The sequence below is a fragment of the Streptomyces purpureus genome (assembly GCF_014648195.1).
GTDB lineage: Bacteria > Actinomycetota > Actinomycetes > Streptomycetales > Streptomycetaceae > Streptomyces > Streptomyces purpureus.
In genome coordinates, this window is the sequence record NZ_BMQQ01000005.1 from 62,018 (window position 1) to 81,970 (window position 19,953).

Below are 19,953 nucleotides of genomic sequence, written 5' to 3' on the forward strand. Positions count from 1 at the left end.
GCCGTGTCCCTCACGCCTTGGCGCGGGCCCTGGCCACCAGGCCCAGGGCGATGTCGCCCGCCAGGAACACCAGCAGGCTGACGCCCAGCATCGGGATGAACCAGCCGATCAGGGCCGTCACCGCCGCCAGCGGCAGCAGGGCCGTGACGGGGATCTTGCGCCACGCGCCGCGGGCCACCGGCCGGCCGACGCCGAAGGTGCGCTCCTTGGTCGGGCGGCGCAGCCACCACATGCGGTAGCCCCAGACGATCAGCAGGATCAGGGCGAGGGCGAGCGCGGCCAGCGCGAGCTGGTTGAACAGGCCCAGGAAGACGCCCATGTGGGCGTCGATGCCGAAGCGGGTGAGCTGGGCGAGCAGCGGGTAGTCGGCGAACCGCAGGGTGTCCATGACCTTGCCGTCGGCCGGGTCGATCGCCGCCGAGTCGAGGTGGACGGGGAAGGTGGCGTCCGTCTCCTTGACGACGTAGCCCTTGCCCTCGCTGGGCAGGACGACGGACAGCTGTCCGTCGACACCGACGGCGCGGGCCGCCTCGACGGCCTTGTCGATGCCGACGTCCGGTCCCTTGGGGGCGGGCGTGTGGTGGCCGCCGCCGTGGCCCTCGTGCTCGGAGGCGCCGGTGTCCCCGCCGATGCTCGCCGAGACCGTGGGGGTGGCGCCGCCGAGCTGGCCGCGGACCGCGTCGATGTTCTCGCCCGCGTACTTCGACCAGGTCAGGCCGGTCGCGGAGAGGATGAGGAGACCGGCCACCGACCACAGGCCGACGGTGCCGTGCCAGGAGAGGGTGCGGCGGCGGGACTTGGGGCCGCGCTCGGGGACGAAGAGGCGGCGCGTGGCCGAGCGCCTGCGGCCGAGCCACAGGAGCAGGCCGCCCAGGGCGACGACCCACAGCCAGCTGGCGGCGAGCTCGCTGTAGTTGCGGCCGAGGTCACCGAGGTGCAGGTCGCGGTGGAGTTCGTCGAGCCAGGTGCGCAGCGGCAGGGCGCCGGAGCTGCCGTAGCTGGGGAGTCGGCCGCGTACCTCGGCGGTGTACGGGTCGACGAAGACGGCGAGGGACTTGCCCTCCTCGACGTCGGGGTCGGCCATCAGGACGCGGGTGGTGGCGCCGTCCTCGGCGGAGGGCCAGACGGCGGTCACGGTGCCGTCGGGGTTGGCCTTGCGGGCGGCCTCGACCTGCTCGGAGAGGGGCAGGGCGCGGTCGCCGACGGGCACCTCCAGCTCATGGCTGTAGATGATCTTCTCGGCCTGGAAGGAGAGGGCGTAGAGGAGGCCGCTCGTGGCGGCTATGAGCAGCAGCGGGGCGATGAGCAGGCCCGCGTAGAAGTGGAGGCGCAGCAGGAGCGGGCGCAGGGCGCTCCAGGTGGAGGGCCGGCCGGTCCGGGCCGCCTCGGCGGCCTCCTGTTCCGTCTCGGTCCTGGTGTCGGCTGCCCGTACGGGGTCGTCGATGGCCATGGTGGTCCTAGGTGTCGGCGTAGACATGGGGAAAGAGGCCCCCAGAGGTCAGACGTGCGCTCCGAGGACCGTGGCGTGGGTGACGGAGGGGACGGGCGGGCCGCGGCGGGAGAGGGTGTGAGCGAGGACGACGCCCTGGTGGCGTCGGACGGTACGGGTACGGGGGCGCGGCGGCCGGGGGGCGGCGGGCGGGCGGACGGCCGTGAGCAGCAGTCGCAGCGGGGTGAAGGCGGACCGGGCGACGGCGTGGGCGAGGGTGAAGAACGCGGCCTCGCCGCGGGCGAGCCACAGGCCGCAGACGGCGGCGGCCAGGACGTGGGCGGCGAGCATGCCGGTGGAGCCGTGGCCCGCCATCGCCGCCAGGTGCGCGTCCGGGGACATCTCCATCGTCATGGAGGGGTCCATGGCCGGGTTCGCGTGCGTCGCGGCCGGGTGGTGGTCGGGCATGGCGGCGTGGCTCTGGCCGCTGGAGAAGATCAGGTGGAGTGCGCTCTGTACGGCGAGGAGGCCGGTGGCGATGGGTAGGGTGCCGCGGCGGCGGCCGGAGGCGAGCCAGGCCAGGGCGCAGGTGACGGCGAAGGCGAGGAGGAGCGCGCCGGGCGGGATCTCATGCCCAGACATGGACGAATGCCCCATCGCGGCCAATATGACGCACACCGCCGCGAAAAGTGCGGCTCGCAGGGCGCGTATCGGCGAGCGGGTATCCGTCATGGTGCGCACATCGTGCCACTGCGGTTCCGGCCACGGGAGCCCCGGCCCCTCCGGTGCCGTACACGTATCTCCCCCGCACCTCTCCCGCACCTCCCCCGCACCACCTTGGCGATCTTTCCGCTCCTGGCGATTCCCCTGACAGCCAAATCCCGCCACCGCGCGGCCCCATGGGGGCACAGTCGCCTCATGAGACTTCTGATGCTGGGTGGGACGGAATTCGTGGGGCGCGCGGTGGTGGACGCGGCGCTGGCCCGTGGCTGGGAGGTGACGGTCTTCCACCGGGGCCGTCATGAGCCGCCGGCCGGGGTGCGGACGCTGACAGGCGACCGGACGGCGCCGGACGGGCTCGCGGCGCTCGCCGAGGGCAGCTGGGACGTCGTCGTCGACACCTGGTCGGCGGCGCCCTCGGCGGTACGGGACGCGGCGCGGCTGCTCGCGGACCGGGTCGGGCGCTATGTGTACATGTCGAGCAGGTCCGTGTACGCGTGGCCGGTGGCCGCCGGTCTCGACGAGGACGGCCCGCTGGTCGAGGGGTCCATGGACGCGGGGGACGTGCCGTACGCGGAGGCCAAGCGGGGCGGCGAGCTCGCGGCCCTCGACGCGTTCGGCGCGGACCGCACGCTGCTGGTGCGGGCGGGGCTCATCATCGGGGCGTACGAGAACGTGGGCCGGCTGCCCTGGTGGCTGAACCGGATAGCGCGCGGCGGTCCCGTCCTCGCTCCGGGCCCGCGTGAGCTCGCGGTGCAGTACGTGGACGTAAGAGACCTCGCCGAGTGGACGCTCGACGCGGCCGAGGCCGAGCTGTCCGGACCGTACAACGTGGTGTGCCCGCCCGGCCACGCCACCATGGGCGAGCTCCTGGAGAGCTGTGCGGAGGTCACGGGCTCGGCGGCGGAGCTGCGCTGGACCGAGCCGGAGGCGATCCTCGCGGCGGGGGTGGAGCCGTGGAGCGACCTGCCGGTGTGGCTTCCGCCGGGCGAGATGCACGACGCGATGCACGCCGGGGACGTGTCCAAGGCGGTCGCGGCCGGGCTGCGGTGCCGGCCGGTGGCGGAGACGGTCGCCGAGACCTGGGCGTGGCTGGTGTCGCTGGGCGGGGTGGCGCCGCAGCGGCCGGACCGGCCGTCGGTCGGACTCTCCCCGGAGGTGGAGGCGAAGCTGCTGGGGCGGTGACGGGGGCGGCACTCCTGTCACCGCCCCTGTCACAGGGGCGGCGCTCCCGGGGCGTGACGGCCCCGCGCGGCTCGGCGGGGGGCAGGGTGGTGCCAGATACACCCCTGGCCGGGTGGGAAACCCCGTGACCCGTGCGGTCGCCGACGGCGATCATGGATGGAGAGCACCGGCCGGGAGCAATGTGACCGTGCACGGTGGTGTCCACACAGGGGGAGAGATTCGCGACCATGACCAGACCGGCAGAGTATCTGCGCGGCCAACTGATCTCCGCCGTACGGGGGTTCGCGCTCTCCTTCCTCTGCATCGTGGCGTCGACCGTGCTGTTCTGCTTCAGTGTCGTCTCGATCGCGCTGGTCCCCCTCGGGGTGGGGGTGCTCACCACCCCGCTGGTGCTGGCCGCCGTCCGGGCCCATGCCGACCGGCGGCGGCTGCTGGCCGGGCGGTGGACGGACATCAGGATCGCGCGCACATACCGGCCACTGCCCGCCGACGGGCGCGGCGGGATCGCCGGGCACGTCGAGCGGTGTCTGCTGCTGCTGAAGGACCCGGCGACCTGGCGGGACCTGCGCTGGCTGCCGGTCGACATGACCGCGGGGTATCTCGTCGCGCTGCTGCCGGCGGTGCTCGTGCTCTACCCCGTGGAGGGGGCGGTGCTCGCGGCGGGCCTGTGGCGGGTGTTCACCGAGGATCCGAACTGGTACGGCTTCGTGCCCGTCGACAGCCAGGCGAGCGCTCTCGCGGCGCTGGCGCTCGGTCTTGTGATTCTCGCCGTGGGGCTGCGGTACAACAGCACATTGCTCCGCGGGCACTTCGCCCTCGCCAAGGCGCTGCTTGACCGGCCGCTGGAGGCGGAACTCTCCGAGCGGATCGACCGGCTGACCGAGACCCGGCACGACGCGGTGGACACCTCGGCCGCCGAGCTGCGCCGGATCGAGCGGGACCTGCACGACGGGGCGCAGGCCCGGCTGGTCGCCATGGGCATGCATCTGAGCACGATCGAGGCGCTGATCGAGAAGGACCCGGCCCAGGCGAAGCAGCTGATCTCGATGGCCCGGCAGAACTCCGCGGAGGCGCTGACCGAGCTGCGCGACCTGGTCCGCGGGATCCATCCGCCGGTGCTCGCCGAGCGCGGACTTCCCGACGCGGTACGGGCGTTGGCGCTGCGCCTGCCGGTGCCGGTGCAGGTGGACGTGGACCTGCCCGAGGGCGCCGTACGGGCCGAGGCGCCGGTGGAGTCGGCGGCGTACTTCGCGGTCAGCGAGCTGCTGACCAACGCGGTCAAGCACGCGCAGGCGGACGCGATCTGGGTGGACATGTCGTACGCGGCGGGGGCGCTGCGCGTGTCGGTCGGTGACAACGGCCGGGGCGAGGCGGCGGTCGGCGGCGGTTCGGGCCTCAGTGGGATCGAACGCAGGCTCGGTACATTCGACGGTGTCCTGGCCGTCAGCAGCCCCGCGGGCGGTCCCACCATGGTCACCATGGAGATCCCTTGCGCGTTGTCCTAGCCGAAGACCTCTTCCTGCTGCGCGACGGGCTGGTGCGGCTCCTCCAGGCGTACGGCTGCGAGATCCTCGCCGCCGTGGAGTCGGGGCCGGAACTGTCCAAGGCGCTCGCCGAGCTGGAGCCGGACGTCGCGGTCGTGGACGTGCGGCTGCCGCCGTCGCACACGGACGAGGGGCTGCAGTGCGCGCTCGCCGCCCGCCGGGCGCGGCCCGGGCTGCCCGTGCTCGTCCTGTCCCAGCATGTCGAGCAGTTGTACGCGCGTGAGCTCCTCGCGGACGGCAACGGTGGCGTCGGCTATCTGCTCAAGGACCGGGTCTTCGACGCGGACCAGTTCGTGGACGCGGTACGGCGGGTGGCGGCGGGCGGGACCGCGATGGATCCGCAGGTGATTTCCCAGCTGCTGTCGCGGCGTTCGCAGGACAAGCCGCTCGGCGGTCTCACCCCCCGCGAAAGGGAGGTCCTGGAACTGATGGCCCAGGGCCGGTCCAATACGGCCATCGCGGGGCAACTCGTCGTCACGGAACGGGCCATCGCCAAACACACCTCGAACATTTTCGCGAAGCTGGGGCTTGAGGTGTCGGACGACGACAATCGCCGTGTCCTGGCCGTTCTCGCTTTTCTCGATCGAGGCTGAACGCATCACGCGTCCCATCCGTATGGAACGGAGCGCTACTTCCCTCCCCGGGATTGGAGTTCCATGGGACGCACACGAAAACGTTCGACGCTGGCCGGCCGCGCGATCGTCGCCTCCGCCGCACTGATTCTGGGCGGGGGTGGGCTGGTGGCCGTGAATGTCTACGCATCCGCGGGCGAAGGCTGGTCCGGCCCATGGCAGCAGCAGGGACAGCGGCAGACCCAGCAGCAGCTGATGTCCACGATCGACTGCCCCGAGGTCGCCAACGGGCTGCCGCAGGTTCCCCAGGGCGTGCGGGGCGAGGTGGACCGTGAACTCGCCACGCTCGACACCCAGATCACCACCGCCTATCAGCGATTCGCCGAGAACAAGCAGCGGATCGCGCAGGACCCCGCCTACGGCGAGCAGCAGATCCTGGCGCCCTTGAGAAACGAACGGCTGGTCATTCTCCAGCGGATCGTGGCCATGATCGACCGGGAGGCGCCGCGCCCGCAGGGTCTTGAGGCCATGGCGCCCTGCACCCTGCGCGCCGACGACGAGGCCAACCAGACCCTGAACCAGGGCCAGGGCCAGGACCAAGGCCAGGGCCAGGGCCAGGACCAGGGCCAAGGCCAGGACCAGGACCAGGGCCAGGGCCAAGGTCAGGGTCAGGGTCAGGCGGGCAACGGGCCCGTCGCCTCCGACTTCGTCGACATCCGGAACGTACAGCCCAATGTCAGCAATCCCCGGCAGCGCGGCGGCGCTTCGCGGGGCACTTTCATCACCAATTGCGGACGGAACGAGAACGGAAAGTTCAATCCGGACAATGTCATCGTCGCGCCCGGCGTGAGCAACGGCGCCCACCATATGCACGACTATGTCGGCAACCAGGCCAACGACGCCTTCGCCAGCGACGACGATCTCGCCCGCGGCCGCACCACCTGCCGTAATCAGGGCGACAAATCCACCTACTACTGGCCCGTGCTCCGGCTGCAGAACGGGCAGAACGAGAACGACGCCAATGCCGACGGCGGCGGAAAGGACCAGAACGTCGGAGAGATCCAGACGCCCTCGCAGGTCACCCTGAATTTCGTCGGCAGCCCGGTCTCGAAGGTGACGGCCATGCCGCGTTTCCTGCGGATCATCACCGGTGACGCCAAGGCGTTCACCAACGGCGACGCGAACGCGAACGCGTCCTGGAGCTGCACCGGATTCGAGAACCGGCAGCTGAAGGACAAATATCCGATCTGCCCGCAGGGCAGCCAGGTGGTGCGCACCTTCAAGTTCCAGAGCTGCTGGGACGGGCGGAACACCGACAGCGCCAACCACCGCACCCATGTCGCCTTCGCCGACGCCGCCGGGCGGTGCCCGAACGGCTTCCGGGCCATTCCGCAGCTGGTCCAGCGGATCGTCTACGACGTGCCGCCGCCCTCCGCCGGAGGGCCCCGGTTCGCCGTCGACTCCTTTCCCGAGCAGCTCCACAAGCCGATCACCGATCACGGCGACTTCATCAACGTCTTCGACAGCCGGCTCATGAAGAGGGTGGTGAGCTGCATCAACGACGGGCGTCGCTGCGCCTGAACCTCAGTGCTGCCCCGCACCGTGTGACGTGTGACCCTTCGGCGTCTCACCGTGCGGGGCACCGCTGTGCGACGCGTCCGGCCGGTGCGGCTGGTGCGGCGGGGCGGTCTCGACCGTTCCGCCGAGCCGGCCGCGCACCGCTGTCACGACCTTGGCCTCGCCGGCCACGACCCACTTACGGCCGACCAGATAGGAACCGCCGTAGTCCTTCGACTCGTTGATCCACTCCCGCTGACCGCGGTCGGTCGCGAACGTGGTCAGAATGTAGTTCCCGTCTGCGGTACGGCAGTTGGCCTGCCGGAGCTCTTCGGCGTCGGTCTGGATGTTGGGCTCGCACTCCGCCTTCGCGGCGAGCTCCTCCAGGGTGCCGGTGGCCTCCTCGGGCGCCTCGGGCGCGCTGTCACAACCGGTCACCAGCATGAGGGCGGCAAGGACGGCCGCCGCCACGGTTCGCTCCGTACGCATGTGCCCATCCTGCCCCTTCGGTCACACGGACCGCTGGCGAACGCCAGGAGTCGTACGAACCTCTGGGGAGACCTCCCCCTCGGTTACGGTTTGCACTGAAACACCCGTTTTCTCCTGGAGTCGCCCATGCCCGCCATCCCCGCCACCACCGTCGCCAATCTGCGCGACCTGGGCTCCACTCCCCTGCCGGGCGGGCGCGCGGTCCGATCCGGGCTCGTCTTCCGGTCGGCGCGGCTGGACCGGCTGGACCCGGCGGCCGACCCGGCGGTGGCCGGTCTCGGCATCCGTACCGTCGTCGACTTCCGTACGGCCGCCGAGCGGGCCGAGCGTCCCGACCATGTGCCCCTGGGCGGCCGGCTCCTCGTCGCCGACGTGCTGGCGGACTGGCTGGCGACCAGCGGGCTGCCGCCGGCCGCCAAGCTGAAGACGCTGCTCGCCGAGCCCGCCCTCGCCGAGCAGGAGCTGGGCGGCGGCCGGGCGCATGCCGTGTTCGAGCGGACCTACCGGGCCTTCGTCACGGCGGAGTCGGCGCGGCTGTCGTACGGGGCGTTCCTCACCGAGCTCGGCGATCCCGGCTCGACCCCGCTGCTGTTCCACTGTACGGCGGGCAAGGACCGGACCGGCTGGGCCGCGACGATCGTGCTGACGCTGCTGGGCGCGGACGAGGAGACCGTCCTGGCCGAGTACCTCTCGGTGAATCCGGCGGTGCGGGAGGCGTTCGCGCCGCTCATCAAGGGGTTCGCGGCGCAGGGCGGAGATCCTGACCTCGCACTGTCACTGGTCGGGGTGGTGCCTGCCTATCTGGCGGCGGCGCTGGACGAGGTGGCGGTGCGGCACGGGTCGATGGAGAAGTACGTACGGGAGGGGCTGGGCGTCGCGGACGAGGTGGTGGAGCGTATCCGCGAACGGCTCGTCACGGCGTCCGCGTAGCCCGAGCAGCGAGGTGACCATCGCATGATTCGCTCGTTCTGCTGAATGTGAGCACCCAGGAGAACCAGGAACTCGCCCCCTCCCCCACGACCGCGCCCATCGATGTCGAGCAGGCCGAAGCGGCGCTGGTCGAGCACTATCCACGGCTGGTGCGGATCGCGTATCTCGTGCTTCCCCCCTCGCTCGGGCGCAACCGGCGGGTGGTGACCGCGCACGCGGTGGTCCAGCGGTCGCTGCCCCGGCGGCGCACGGGCGGCGGCGGGCCCGGCGCGCCCGGGCCGGGCCGCCCGGAGGACGCGGTCGATCCGGGGTACGCATACGTCCGCGGGGAGGTGCTGCGGCAGGCGCTGCTGGCGGGGCGCCCGCTGCGGCGGCTCGCCTGGCCGAGCCGGGCGCAGTTCCCGCCGCTGCTGCCGATGGTGTGGGGGCTGAGGGTGTTCCCGAGGGCGGGCGGCGCCGACGAACTCGCCCTCGACCAGCGGCTGTCGGCGCTCTCGGGGGCGGGGCGGGCGGCGTATGTGCTGCGTGGCCTGGAGCGGCAGGGCGATGCGGAGGTACGGCGGGTGCTGGCCGTCGCGGGGGTGGCGGAGCCGGACGCGGCGCTGGCGGAGGCGGACGGGGTCGGGGCGATGTACGCGCTGCTCGGCTCGGCGGAGTTCGATCCGTGTTCGCTGCAGGCGCGGCCGCCGGATCTGATGCGGCGGCGGCAGCACGCCCGGGCGGCGGTGGCGGCCGCGGCGGCGGTGGCCGTGTGCGGGGCGCTGCTGGGGCTGCCGGGTGAGGGCTGGGGGCCAGGCGGGGCGGCGGCGCCGTCGTACGCGCGCAATCCGGCGTCGGAGGCGGCGCTCGACCCGGGGCGGCTGCGGCGGGTGGCTCCGGCGGTGTGGCAGCGCTCGGCGCGGACGGATTTCACGGTGTGGCCGGTGCGGGGTGACCTGACCGGTGACAGTGCACTGCTGCGGCGGGCGCTCGCGGTGTGGGCGCGGCCGGGCCGTACGGTGCTGGCGTCGGCGACGCCGGGCACCCCGCCGGGTCCGCCGATGGGGGCGCCGCAGCTGCTGTTCGCGGGGCGGGTCGACGCGGCGCGGGTGGTGCTGTTCCACGACGGTCTGCGGGTGGTGCGCTATGCGGAGCCGGTGGAGGGGGCGGGTGGCGCGGTGCTGGACTTCGCGCGGACGGACGGCGCGGACATGGCCGCGTCCGGGGCGCTGGTGGTGGGGCGGGCGGCGGGCAACGTCCGCTATCTGACGGCGCCTTGGGTACGGACGGCCGGGGTACGGGATCTGCTCGTACCGGACGGGGCGCCGAGGCCGCTGCGGCGGGACGCGCACGGGGTGACCGATCCGGTGCCGAGCCCGGCGCAGGCCCGGCACTGCCGGTCCTGGGACGTGCTGGAGGTCGGCGACGGGGTGGCGGTGCGGCTCCTTACGGACCTGGGTGAGCTGACTCCGGCCCGGCTCACCTGGGGTCCCCCGGCGGCGCCCGGCGAGGTGGCGTCCGAGGCGGCGCGGGCCGCGTGGGCGCGGACGGCGTGTCTGCTGCCGTCGGTCCGGGGGCACGGGGTGCGGGCGGTGAACTCCTGGCAGTTCGCGCGGCAGCGGCTGCCGGAGGGCGGCGGCAGTGCGGTGTGGCTGTGTACGCGCGCGGAGACCTGGCGGGGTACGGGCGTGCGGGTGCTGGCCCAGTTCCAGGCGCCGTCCGCGGAGCCGGGGGCGCCGGGCGCGGTGGCGGCGAAGGCGGAGGAGTCACCGGTCTGCGGGCCGCGTGATCCGCGGGTGCTGGCGGGGGTGTTGTGGAAGGCGCGGGGCGGCCAGTGGTACGTCCTGGCCGCCGGCGGCCCCTCCATCACGTCGCTGGACACCTCGGGCGGCGTCCGGGCGCACGCGGAGGGCCGCCTGCTGGCAGCCAGGACCACGCCGGGCGCCCGGGCCCAGCTGACGGGCCGCACACAGGACGGCACCCAGGTGGGCGCTCTGCGCTGACGCCCGACCGCAACACCCGGCCCGCGACACCGGGGCCCTGGGTCGCGGGCCCTGGCTTCGGGGCCCGGCTCGGGGGCCCTGGCCGAAATTCCCCGTGCACGCCCCTGTCGCACGTGCTTACCCGTCAGTACATTGACGCCATGTCTAATACGCAGCCTGCACCGGGGGCGTCGGAGCACATACCCCTCAAGGCCCGGAAGGTCTCCTTCGACTGGCAGGAGACCCCGCTCCACTGGGTTCCCGGCGACCCGTTCACCACGCACACGATCAACGTGCTCCATCTGCTGCTCCCCGCGGGCGAACGCTGGTTCATCCACGTCTACAAGCAGGTGCTGCCGCTCATCACCGACGACCGGTTGCGCGAGGACGTCATCGGGTTCATCGGGCAGGAGGCCGTCCACTCGCAGGCCCATGACGACGTCCTGCCCCACCTCAAGGAGCTGGGGCTCGACCCCACCCCGTACACCGCGCAGGTGGACTGGTTCTTCGAGAAGCTGCTCGGCGACCGGACACTGCCGCCCGGCCGGCCCCGGCGGTGGTGGCTGATGGAGCGGGTCGCGCTGATCGCCGCGATCGAGCACTACACCGCGTTCCTCGGCAACTGGGTCCTCAACGCCGAGGAGCTCGACCGGCGCGGCGCCGACCCCGCCATGCTCGACCTGCTGCGCTGGCACGGCGCGGAGGAGGTCGAGCACCGCTCGGTCGCCTTCGAGCTGTTCATGCACCTGGACGGCGGCTACCGGCGGCGCGTGCGCACCTGGGCGGCGGCCTTCACCGCGCTGGTCTTCTTCTGGCAGCGCGGCGCCCGCTTCTTCATGGAGAACGACCCGACCCTGGCCGACGGCCGGGCGTCGGTGGGGCAGTTCGTCCGCAAGGGGCGCCAGGGTCTGCTGCCCTCCACCCCGGACATGCTGCGCTCCATCCCGCGCTATCTGAGCCGCGGCTACCACCCCTCCCAGGAGGGCTCCACCGCACAGGCCGTCGCCTATCTCGCGAACTCCCCCGGCGCCAACGGAGGCCGCTGATGAAACGACTCACCACCGTCGTCCTGGTGGCCGGGGCCGCGCTGGTCGCCGCCCGCGCCAAGCGCGCCATGGGCCGCCGGATCGAGGCGTCCCCGCTGTGGCCGATGCCCGCCCTGGACGAGCCCGTCTCCGGCCGGGGCCGCCACTCCACGACCACCCTCCGGGCCCTGGTCACCGAGCGGACCACGCCCGCCGAAGGCGTCGTCCAGCTCCGGCTGGAGGCCACCGGCCTGCCGTCCTGGGAGCCTGGCGCGCACGTGGACCTGGTCCTGCCGTCGGGGCTCGTACGGCAGTACTCGCTCTGCGGCGACCCGGCCGACACCGGCGCGTACACCGTCGCCACCCGCCTGATCGGGCCGGAGGACGGCGGCCGCGGCGGCTCGGTCGAGGTGCACGAGCAGCTCCACGAGGGCACCGAGGTCGAACTCCGCGGGCCGCGCAACCGCTTCCCGCTGGTCGACGCCCCGGCCTACCTCTTCGTCGCCGGAGGCATCGGCATCACGCCCGTCCTGCCCATGCTGCGCGCGGCCGACGCGGCCGGAGCCGACTGGCGGCTGCTGTACTGCGGGCGCGCCCGGGCGACGATGCCGTACCTCGACGAGATCCGGAAACTCGACGGCGCCGGCACGCGCGTGACGGTCGTCGCCGAGGACGAGGACGGCCTGCCCGATCTGTCCTTCCTGGCCGGGGTGCCGGCCGAGACGGCCGTGTACTGCTGCGGCCCCGACGGCCTGATGGACGCCGTCACCGTCGCGCTCCCGGACGGCAGGGAGCCCCGGCTCGAACGGTTCGCGCCGGGCGCCACCGCCCCCGGCGGCGCCTTCGAGGTCGAACTGCGCCGCTCGGGACGTACGGTGGCGGTCGCCGCGGACCAGTCGGTGCTGGCCGCCGTCCGCGCCGAGCTGCCCCATGTGTCGTACTCCTGCGAACAGGGCTTCTGCGGCACCTGCCAACAGCGGGTCCTGGAGGGCGAGATCGACCACCGCGACGAGCTGCTCACCGACTCCGAGCGGGGCGACTCGATGCTGATCTGCGTCTCGCGCTGCACGGGCCCCCGGCTGGTCCTGGACCTGTAGCCCTCCCCCCGGATGGGTCCTACGGCAGCAGGAACCAGTCGGCGGCGAGCGCGGTGAGCAGCCCGCCCGCGAGCAGCCAGGTGCCCAGGCGGGTACGGCCGTTGCGGGAGAGCTCGATCACCACACCGCACAGGATCATGGCCAGTCCGTACACGCCGACGACGAGCACGGAGGTGCGGCTGGCCAGCCGTACCGCGAGGACCGTGGCCAGGGCCACCAGCAGCACGGAGGCGACGACGATCCGCAGCCGGCGGGCCTGCCCGGGGGTCAGGCCCTCGGCCGCTGCCTGCGGCGTGTCCTGGTCAGAAGCGCTCATGTCGTGGGAGCGTAACGGACGACGGTTAGGCTGTTCGCATGACGACCGGGGTACGCCGCAGGATGGGCGTCGAGGAGCGCAGGCAGCAGCTGATCGGGGTGGCACTGGAGCTGTTCAGCCACCGCTCCCCCGACGAGGTGTCGATCGACGAGATCGCCGCGGCCGCCGGGATCTCACGGCCGCTGGTCTACCACTACTTCCCCGGCAAGCAGAGCCTGTACGAGGCGGCGCTGCGGCGGGCCGCCGACGAGCTGGCCGCCCGGTTCCTGGAGCCGCACCAAGGGCCGCTCGGGGCGCGGCTGCTGAGGGTGATGGGCCGTTTCTTCGACTTCGTGGAGGAGCACGGTCCGGGCTTCTCGGCGCTGATGCGGGGCGGCCCGGCGGTCGGTTCGTCGACGACCCACGCGATGATCGACGGGGTGCGGCAGGCCGCGTACGAGCAGATCATCGCGCACCTGGGGATCGCCGACCCGCCGGCCCGGCTGGAGCTGGTCGTGCGGTCGTGGGTGTCGCTCGCCGAGTCGACCGCGCTGATCTGGCTGGACGGGCGCCGGGTGCCGCGTGCCGAGCTGGAGTTGCAGCTGGTGCACGACTTCGCGGCGCTGGGCGCCGTGAGCGCCGCGTACGACGCGGAGATGGCGTCGATCCTGCTGGCCATGCTCGCCGACGAACCGGCCGACGGTCCCTTCGGTGACCTGGTCGGCCGGCTGCTGGCGCTGGCGCCCGCCGTGACCTCCGGTGCCGGGGCGCACGTACCGGCTCAGCGCCTGCGGTAGGCGGGTTCGAGGTCGCGTACCTCGGCGGAGATCCGTACGCCCTCCGGCGACTTGAGGTGCCGGGGCACGAGGGCGACCACGGCCTCGGCGAGGCGTGTCTTGGCCTCCGGTGCCCGGCCCGCCATGATCGCGATGGTGACGTGGACGACCGCGTCGTCGCTGGATCCGTCCCCGCAGACCGTCTCCTCGGCCCGGCGGAAACGGGACTTGCAGTTGTCGATGTGGGTGCTGATCGTCTCGCCGACGACCGGGTGCAGGGCGAGCGCGAATCCCCGGCGGTCGAAGGTGTCGTCGAGGGACGCGGAGTAGTCGACGGTGATCTGCGGCATGTGGCACTCCCGGTCACGGTGCGGTCGTACGGACGTCTGAGCTCACCCTTATGGTGATCGTCATGACCGCACAACTCACCTTCCGGACGGCCGAAGAGAACGACATCGGCAGGTTCGTGGACCTGTACGACGGGGCCGCGTCCTGGATGCGGACCATGGGCATCGCGCAGTGGAAGCCGGGCGAGAAGGACGCGGAGCACTTCCGGCGCAGGATGCGGGAGGGTGAGCTGTGGCTGGCGGCCGACGGTGCGGGGCGGGCCGTAGGGGCGTACGAGCTGTGGTGGGACGACGAACCGGCCTGGGGGGCACAGCCGCCGGTGGCCGGATATGTACACCGGCTGATGACGGACCGGGCGGCCGCGCCCGCCGGATCGGGGCGGGCGCTGCTGGCGCACGCGGAGCGGCGGATCGCGCGGGGCGGGCGGCGGCTGGCCCGGCTGGACTGCCTGTCGAGCAATCCGCGGCTGCGGACGTACTACGAGGACGCGGGGTACCGGGTCGTCGGCGAGCAGCCGGGGAAGGTGGCGGCGGACGGCAGCCGGTACGGCGTGACGCTGCTGGAGAAGGAGCTCGGGTGAAAAGGGGGACGGGCCCGGCCGGGGTGTCCCGGCCGGGCCCGCCCTCACCGGTCAGCCGCGGCGGAAGACCGCCACGGTGCGCGCCGGGACCGTGAAGGTGCCCGAAGTCGCCTCGTAGGAGGCGGACTTGACGGTGGTGTCCGCGCCGGACGCCTGCACCGGGTGCAGGGCGTACGGAGCGCCGGCGAGGTCCGCGATGCGCTGGGTGTGCCGCTCGGGGGTGGCGTTGAAGACCACGACGAGGTCACCGAGGATCATGGTGATCACGCCGGGGGTCTCCTCCGGTCCGGAGAGCGGGAACGACAGCTGGGACTGCACGTCACCGGCGGTGGCGAGGCCGAAGGCCGGTTCGGTGGTGCGGATCTTCTGCAGGTCGCGGTAGGCGGCGGCCGTACCGTCGATCTGCGGGCAGCCGACGGTCAGCGCGGTCTGGGTGAGCAGCGGCTTGGCGTACGGCCACTTGGGGCGGTTGTCGGGGGCCGGCGGCAGGCCCCGGCCGAAGCCGTTGCCGTCGCGGCAGTCCCAGTGGATCGCGTTGAACCAGTCGCCGCTGTCGTAGGAGTTGCGGTCCAGGGACTTGGAGCGCAGCAGGTCGGAACCGGCCTGGGAGAGCGCCGGGCCCTGGGAGAGGGTGGCCGTGGCCATGGCGAGCAGCTGCATCCTGGCCCGGTCGGCGGGCGACGTGGTGGGCGGCAGTTTGAAGGCGAGCGCGTCGTAGAGGGTTTCGTTGTCGTGGGCGTCGGCGTAGGCGAGTGCGTCGCCGGGGGCGGCGGCGTAGCCGGCCGGGGCGCCGTTGTAGTCGACCTCGGAGCCCTTGACCGTACGGCCGCGGGTGTCGGTGAAGGTGTACGAGGCGAGGTTGCCGGAGAGGCCGACCTTGATCAGGTCCTGGTAGTGCAGGAGGCGGGCCTTCTGCTCGGCCGGGGTGCCGTTCGCCTTGGAGGGGCCGGGGTCGGTGAACAGGCCGGAGGCGAAGCCCTGGACGCCCGGGTCCTCGTCGAAGGGGCCGCCGCCGCGGACGGCGTCCCGGGCCCGGTCGGAGAAGGTCGCGATGCCGGTGCCGGCCATGTTCTTCTGGGTGGCCTGGACGAAGCGGGCGTCGTCGGCGATCTCGCCGAAGTTCCAGCCCTCCCCGTACAGGATGATCTTCTTGCCGTCGACGCCGTCCTTCTCGACGGTGAGCGCGTCGAGGGCCTCGCGGACGGCGAGGATGTTCGCCTTGGGGTGGTGGCCCATGAGGTCGAAGCGGAAGCCGTCCACCTTGTACTCGCGCGCCCAGGTGACGACCGAGTCGACGACGAGCTTGCCCATCATGGCGTGCTCGGGCGCGGTGTTGGCGCAGCAGGTGGAGGTGGCGACGGAGCCGTCGGCGAGGAGGCGCTGGTAGTAGCCGGGCACGATCCGGTCCAGGACGGACTTGGAGTCCTGGCCGCTGGCGACGGTGTGGTTGTAGACGACGTCCATGACCGTGCGCAGTCCGGCGTCGCCGAGGCCCTGGACCATCTGCCGGAACTCGACCGTGCGGCGGGTGCCGTCCGGGTCGGAGGCGTACGAGCCCTCGGGGACGGTGTAGTGCAGCGGGTCGTAGCCCCAGTTGTAGGCGTCCTTGGCTGCGGCGGCCGCGACGCACGCCTGCTGTTCGTCGGAGTCGGGGGCGTAGACCTTGAGGTCGCAGGCCGGGGCGGTCTGGTCGGACTTCTTCTCGGGGATGGTGCCGATGTCGAAGGCGGGCAGCAGATGGACGTAGGAGGTGCCGCCGCGGGCGAGGGCGGTGAGGTGCTTCATCCCGGCCGAGTCGCGGTCGGTGAAGGCGAGGTAGCCGCCGGGGTGCCGGGAGGTGCGGTCCGCGAGTGAGAAGTCGCGGATGTGCAGCTCCTGGATCTGGGCGTCCTTGAGCGGGACGGCGGCCGGCTTCTTCAGCGTGGACCAGCCCTTGGGGGCGAGCGCGGGGTCGCGCAGGTCGACGATCAGGCTGCGGGCCGAGTCGGTGGTGAGGGCGGTGGCGTAGGGGTCGGTGACCTGGTTGGTGACGAGCCGCTGGACGCTGGGCGCGTACACGGTGACGTTGTACCGGTAGGGCTTGCCGCGCCAGCTCGCCGGGCCGGTGACCGACCAGACGCCGGAGGCGTCGTCGCGGCGCATCGGCACGGCCTTGCCGTCGAGGTCGAGGGAGACGGTGCGGGCGGTGGGGGCCCAGACGGACAGGGTCGGGCGTCCCTTGGTGAAGACCGGGCCGAGGGCGGCGCCGGTGGCCTTGGGGGCGTACAGGTCGTCGAGGGCGCCGGGGATCTGGACGCCGGTGGCGGCGAGCAGGGCGCCGTTGGCGGCCCGCTGGGTGGCGACGATCTGGCCGCGCAGGGCGGCCGTGACCCGGTCGCGGTCGCGCGGGTCGACGGTGAAGGCCGGGTAGTCCTTGAGGTGGGGGTGCTTGGCCTTCTGGGCGTCGGTGAGGGCGGCGGGGGTGAGCCGCAGCCACTGTCCTTCGTCGGACAGGGCGCCGTCGACGACCCGGATGCCGCCGCCGGGGGCGTACACCAGCTGCTGGCTGGTGGCGTCGGTCGCCTTCACCTTCCAGACGACGGTGGTGCGGTCGATGAAGTGGGCCTCGGACTTGGTGAGGTCGAGGGTGGGGGCGGCGCCGGTCTGCGGCAGGAGGTAGGCGGGCTGCCCGGCGAGCAGCCAGACCTCCCGGCCGTGGCTGGCGAAGCTCAGCGACTGGTCCTGGGGCAGGTCCTTCTGGTCGCCCTTGTGGAGGATGTAGCTGAGGGAGGTGGCGCCGGCGGCGAGCGGCACCTCGAAGGTGACGCCGTACGCGTCCTGGCGGACGGGCGTCAGCGGCCTGGCCCAGTCGGTCGGCTGGGCGGCGCCGGTCCAGGTGTGCAGGCCCCAGCCGTCGTAGTCGCCGTCGGGGCGCTGGTAGTGCACGACGGCCTTGGCGGTGTCCTGCGGCGGGCGGGCGCCGTCGGGGGCGGTGTCGGCCTGGCCGTCCTTGCCCTGCTCGATCCAGACCTCGCCGGTGCGGGCGAGGGTGACGGTGCGCCGCGGCCCGTCGGCGGTGCCGTCCTTCTCGACGGTGTACGAGAAGGTGGAGGCGCCCTCGGGGAGGCGGACCCAGGCGAACGCGCCGTAGGCGTCCCGTCCGGTGAACCGTCCGGTCAGGCCGCCGTCGGCCTTGAGCTGCCAGCCGTCGTAGTCGCCGGCGGGCCGCTTGTAGTGGACGACGGCGTAGGTGCGCTCGACGGCGGTGGGCTTGCCGGGCGGCGGGGTCTGGCCCGCCGTGGTGGTGGCGTGCGCGCTCGCGGTCCGGCCTGAGCTGTCGATGACGACGGCCTTGTAGCGCAGCGGCGTACCGGCCGGGGCGGTGAGGTGCTGTGTCACCTTGTACGGCGCGTGGTCGGCGGTGCCGAGGGTCTGCCACTTGCCGTTGCCGACCTGGGCGGCGAAGACGACCCGGTTGAGCCGGCCGCCGGCCGGGGTGGCGGAGATCTCGACGGTGCCGGTGGCTCCGGCGGCGGGCGCGGTGAGCGTCAGGGACGGCGCCGTGGTGGCCGCGGGCAGCGGCCGGGTGGCGCGCAGGACGAGCGAGGAGAGCGCGGGGACGGTGAGCGTGACCTGCCCGTCGACGGCGCGGACGGTGCCCGAACCGCCGTACAGGACATGGAAGGCGGCGGCGTCACCGGAGTCGGTGGGGACGGTCACCGTCTTGTCGGTGGTGGCGTTGTTCGTCGCGACCAGGTATTCGGTCCCGGCCTTCGCGTCCTTACGCGAGAAGGCGTGGACGGAGTCCTTGGCGTGGCGCTGCTGCTGGACGCCGTCACGCAGCGCCGGGTGCTCGCGGGTGAGCTTGGAGAGCGCGGCGATCGAGCGGTACAGCGGGTGGCCGGTGTCGTAGGCGTCGTCGGCGTGCGTGCGGTCCGTGCCGAGCTGGTCGTCGTCGAGGTAGTCGGCGGTCTTCGACGCGAAGAGGGTCTGGCGGGCGTCCTTGTCGCCGCCGGAGCCGGTGAAGCCCTGCTCGTCGCCGTAGTAGACGACGGGGTTGCCGCGGCTGAGGAACATCACCTCGTTGGCGAGCCGGGCGCGGCGCAGGAGTTCGGCGTCGTCGGCCTTGGGGTTGTCCTGCTTGAGGAAGGTGCCGACGCGGCCCATGTCGTGGTTGCCGAGGAAGGTCACCTGGCCGTAGGCGTTGGCCTTGTCGGTGGTGTAGCGGTGGTCGTCGGCGAAGACGCGGGCGAGACGGTCGGCGCCGGCGCCCTGCGAGACGTAGGCGCGGACGGCGTCCTGGAAGGGGAAGTCGAGGGTGGCGTCGAGGCGGCCGCGGGTGACGTACGGGGAGGTGACGGCGGTGTCGGCGGAGTACACCTCGCCGAACATGAAGAAGTCGTCGCGGCCCCGCTTGGCGGCGTAGGCGTCGAGGGCGGTGGCCCACTGCGTCCAGAAGTCGAGGTCGACGTGTTTGACGGTGTCGATCCGGAAGCCGTCGATCTTGAAGTCGCGGACCCACTTCTCGTAGATCTTCTTCATGCCGTCGACGACCTCGGGGCGTTCGGTCCACAGGTCGTCGAGGCCGGCGAAGTCTCCGTACTCGGCGCTCTCGCCGGCCCAGGTGGAGTCGCCGCGGTTGTGGTACATCGTCGGGTCGTTGAGCCAGGCGGGGACCTTGCCGCCGGATTCCTTCGGCGTGTACGGGAAGGAGTCCTCGTCGACCTTCCCGATCCCGGCGCGGTCGTCGAAGGGGCGGCCGTCCTTGTCGAGGTACGGGTGGGAGCCCTTGGGGCGGTAGCCGTAGGCCTTCTCGGCGTAGTCGACGGTGTCGGCGGTGTGGTTGGTGATGACGTCGAAGTAGACCTTCATGCCCTTGGCATGGGCCTTGTCGATCAGAATCTCCAGGTCCTTGTTGGTCCCGAAGTGCGGGTCGACCTGGGTGAAGTCGGTGATCCAGTAGCCGTGGTACCCGGCGGAGGCGTCCTTGCCGGTGCCCTGCACGGGCCGGTTCTTGAAGATCGGCGCCATCCAGATGGCGGTGGTGCCGAGGCCCTTGATGTAGTCGAGCCGCTGGGTGAGCCCCTTGAGGTCGCCGCCCTGGTAGAAGCCCTTGTCGGCGGGGTCGTGGCCGTGGTCGAGCCGGCTGCCGGTGAGTCCGCCGCGGTCGTTGGCGGTGTCGCCGTTGGCGAACCGGTCGGGCAGCACGAAGTAGAACTGCTCCCGGCTGGCGTCGTGCCGCGTCGGGGCCTTGGCCATGGCCCGGTCGGAGGGCGGGGCGGGCGGCTTGGCGGCGGCGGCCGGCACGGCGGGCGCGAGCGCCGCGCAGAGGGCGGCGGCCAGCGTGGCCGCGACGGCTCTGCGGCGGCCGCGCGGGGGCTGTGTCACGAGGTTCTCCTGATCCGGTACGGGAAGGGGAGTCGCCGCTCCGCGCGCAGCGGGGATGAGCGCGCGGAGCGGCCGTCA

Annotated in this window: 16 protein-coding genes; 10 read left to right on the plus strand and 6 right to left on the minus strand. The window is 72.6% G+C overall.

Annotated elements, in window-relative coordinates:
* Positions 1-10: 10 nt before the first annotated feature.
* Positions 11-1,450 carry a PepSY-associated TM helix domain-containing protein gene (locus tag IEZ01_RS08925; RefSeq protein ID WP_189200875.1) on the minus strand — a complete coding sequence of 480 codons (1,440 nt, stop codon included), beginning with the start codon at positions 1,448-1,450 and terminating at the stop codon, positions 11-13.
* 48 nt (positions 1,451-1,498) lie between these two features.
* The gene (locus tag IEZ01_RS08930; RefSeq protein WP_229832808.1) at positions 1,499-2,071 is read right to left on the minus strand and encodes a hypothetical protein; all 573 of its coding nucleotides are present in this window, start codon (positions 2,069-2,071) and stop codon (positions 1,499-1,501) included.
* A gap of 276 nt (positions 2,072-2,347) precedes the next feature.
* On the opposite strand from IEZ01_RS08930, the gene IEZ01_RS08935 reads away from it, so the two are divergent.
* From IEZ01_RS08935 to IEZ01_RS08950, 4 genes are all read left to right on the plus strand, one after another.
* The gene (locus IEZ01_RS08935; RefSeq protein ID WP_189200879.1) at positions 2,348-3,334 is read left to right on the plus strand and encodes an NAD-dependent epimerase/dehydratase family protein; all 987 of its coding nucleotides are present in this window, start codon (positions 2,348-2,350) and stop codon (positions 3,332-3,334) included.
* A 227-nt stretch (positions 3,335-3,561) separates the two neighbouring features.
* A complete protein-coding gene (locus IEZ01_RS08940) occupies positions 3,562-4,839 on the plus strand; it encodes a sensor histidine kinase (RefSeq protein ID WP_189200881.1) in 1,278 nt (425 codons plus the stop codon).
* The gene (locus IEZ01_RS08945) at positions 4,824-5,471 is read left to right on the plus strand and encodes a response regulator transcription factor (RefSeq protein WP_019885726.1); all 648 of its coding nucleotides are present in this window, start codon (positions 4,824-4,826) and stop codon (positions 5,469-5,471) included. Before IEZ01_RS08940 ends, IEZ01_RS08945 begins: the two co-directional genes overlap by 16 nt.
* A 63-nt stretch (positions 5,472-5,534) precedes the next feature.
* Positions 5,535-7,031, plus strand: a complete 1,497-nt coding sequence (locus tag IEZ01_RS08950) for a DUF1996 domain-containing protein (protein ID WP_189200883.1) — start codon at positions 5,535-5,537, stop codon at positions 7,029-7,031.
* Positions 7,032-7,034: 3 nt separating this feature from the next.
* Here IEZ01_RS08950 and IEZ01_RS08955 read toward each other — a convergent pair whose 3' ends face one another.
* Entirely contained in the window at positions 7,035-7,496 is a 462-nt protein-coding gene (locus IEZ01_RS08955; RefSeq protein WP_019885728.1) for a hypothetical protein, read from the minus strand.
* 126 nt (positions 7,497-7,622) lie between these two features.
* Between IEZ01_RS08955 and IEZ01_RS08960 the strand changes: the two genes are divergently transcribed.
* The 4 genes from IEZ01_RS08960 to IEZ01_RS08975 all read left to right on the plus strand — a co-directional run bounded on the left by IEZ01_RS08960 (position 7,623) and on the right by IEZ01_RS08975 (position 12,509).
* A complete protein-coding gene (locus tag IEZ01_RS08960) occupies positions 7,623-8,426 on the plus strand; it encodes a tyrosine-protein phosphatase (protein ID WP_019885729.1) in 804 nt (267 codons plus the stop codon).
* A gap of 47 nt (positions 8,427-8,473) precedes the next feature.
* Positions 8,474-10,408 (plus strand): hypothetical protein, encoded by a 1,935-nt coding sequence (locus IEZ01_RS08965; protein ID WP_189200885.1) that lies wholly within the window; start codon positions 8,474-8,476, stop codon positions 10,406-10,408.
* 140 nt (positions 10,409-10,548) lie between these two features.
* On the plus strand, positions 10,549-11,433 hold the full coding sequence (locus tag IEZ01_RS08970) for a metal-dependent hydrolase (protein WP_189200887.1): 885 nt from the start codon (positions 10,549-10,551) through the stop codon (positions 11,431-11,433).
* Entirely contained in the window at positions 11,433-12,509 is a 1,077-nt protein-coding gene (locus IEZ01_RS08975; protein ID WP_189200889.1) for a PDR/VanB family oxidoreductase, read from the plus strand. The genes IEZ01_RS08970 and IEZ01_RS08975 overlap by 1 nt, the downstream gene beginning before the upstream one ends.
* Before the next feature lie 19 nt (positions 12,510-12,528).
* Here the strand turns inward: IEZ01_RS08975 and IEZ01_RS08980 are convergent, their stop codons facing one another.
* On the minus strand, positions 12,529-12,825 hold the full coding sequence (locus IEZ01_RS08980) for a hypothetical protein (RefSeq protein ID WP_019885733.1): 297 nt from the start codon (positions 12,823-12,825) through the stop codon (positions 12,529-12,531).
* Positions 12,826-12,863: 38 nt separating this feature from the next.
* Between IEZ01_RS08980 and IEZ01_RS08985 the strand changes: the two genes are divergently transcribed.
* A complete protein-coding gene (locus IEZ01_RS08985; protein WP_028797449.1) occupies positions 12,864-13,601 on the plus strand; it encodes a TetR/AcrR family transcriptional regulator in 738 nt (245 codons plus the stop codon).
* Here the strand turns inward: IEZ01_RS08985 and IEZ01_RS08990 are convergent.
* A complete protein-coding gene (locus IEZ01_RS08990; RefSeq protein ID WP_019885736.1) occupies positions 13,586-13,930 on the minus strand; it encodes a 5-carboxymethyl-2-hydroxymuconate Delta-isomerase in 345 nt (114 codons plus the stop codon). The two genes, IEZ01_RS08985 and IEZ01_RS08990, sit on opposite strands and share 16 nt — an antisense overlap.
* A gap of 62 nt (positions 13,931-13,992) precedes the next feature.
* Between IEZ01_RS08990 and IEZ01_RS08995 the strand changes: the two genes are divergently transcribed.
* Positions 13,993-14,508 carry a GNAT family N-acetyltransferase gene (locus tag IEZ01_RS08995; RefSeq protein ID WP_189200891.1) on the plus strand — a complete coding sequence of 172 codons (516 nt, stop codon included), beginning with the start codon at positions 13,993-13,995 and terminating at the stop codon, positions 14,506-14,508.
* Between the two features lie 51 nt (positions 14,509-14,559).
* On the opposite strand, the gene pulA is transcribed toward IEZ01_RS08995, so the two are convergent.
* Complete coding sequence (gene pulA, locus IEZ01_RS09000; protein WP_189200893.1) at positions 14,560-19,875, minus strand: pullulanase-type alpha-1,6-glucosidase; 5,316 nt, start codon at positions 19,873-19,875, stop codon at positions 14,560-14,562.
* Between the last annotated feature and the right edge of the window lie 78 nt (positions 19,876-19,953).

Bases quoted from the DNA above. Each gene is read 5' to 3' on its own strand.
- IEZ01_RS08925 (WP_189200875.1), bottom strand. From the start codon at position 1,450: ATGGCCATCGACGACCCCGTACGGGCAGCCGACACCAGGACCGAGACG.
- IEZ01_RS08930 (WP_229832808.1), bottom strand. From the start codon at position 2,071: ATGTCTGGGCATGAGATCCCGCCCGGCGCGCTCCTCCTCGCCTTCGCC.
- IEZ01_RS08935 (WP_189200879.1), top strand. From the start codon at position 2,348: ATGAGACTTCTGATGCTGGGTGGGACGGAATTCGTGGGGCGCGCGGTG.
- IEZ01_RS08940 (WP_189200881.1), top strand. From the start codon at position 3,562: ATGACCAGACCGGCAGAGTATCTGCGCGGCCAACTGATCTCCGCCGTA.
- IEZ01_RS08950 (WP_189200883.1), top strand. From the start codon at position 5,535: ATGGGACGCACACGAAAACGTTCGACGCTGGCCGGCCGCGCGATCGTC.
- IEZ01_RS08955 (WP_019885728.1), bottom strand. From the start codon at position 7,496: ATGCGTACGGAGCGAACCGTGGCGGCGGCCGTCCTTGCCGCCCTCATG.
- IEZ01_RS08960 (WP_019885729.1), top strand. From the start codon at position 7,623: ATGCCCGCCATCCCCGCCACCACCGTCGCCAATCTGCGCGACCTGGGC.
- IEZ01_RS08970 (WP_189200887.1), top strand. From the start codon at position 10,549: ATGTCTAATACGCAGCCTGCACCGGGGGCGTCGGAGCACATACCCCTC.
- IEZ01_RS08975 (WP_189200889.1), top strand. From the start codon at position 11,433: ATGAAACGACTCACCACCGTCGTCCTGGTGGCCGGGGCCGCGCTGGTC.
- IEZ01_RS08980 (WP_019885733.1), bottom strand. From the start codon at position 12,825: ATGAGCGCTTCTGACCAGGACACGCCGCAGGCAGCGGCCGAGGGCCTG.
- IEZ01_RS08985 (WP_028797449.1), top strand. From the start codon at position 12,864: ATGACGACCGGGGTACGCCGCAGGATGGGCGTCGAGGAGCGCAGGCAG.
- IEZ01_RS08990 (WP_019885736.1), bottom strand. From the start codon at position 13,930: ATGCCGCAGATCACCGTCGACTACTCCGCGTCCCTCGACGACACCTTC.
- IEZ01_RS08995 (WP_189200891.1), top strand. From the start codon at position 13,993: ATGACCGCACAACTCACCTTCCGGACGGCCGAAGAGAACGACATCGGC.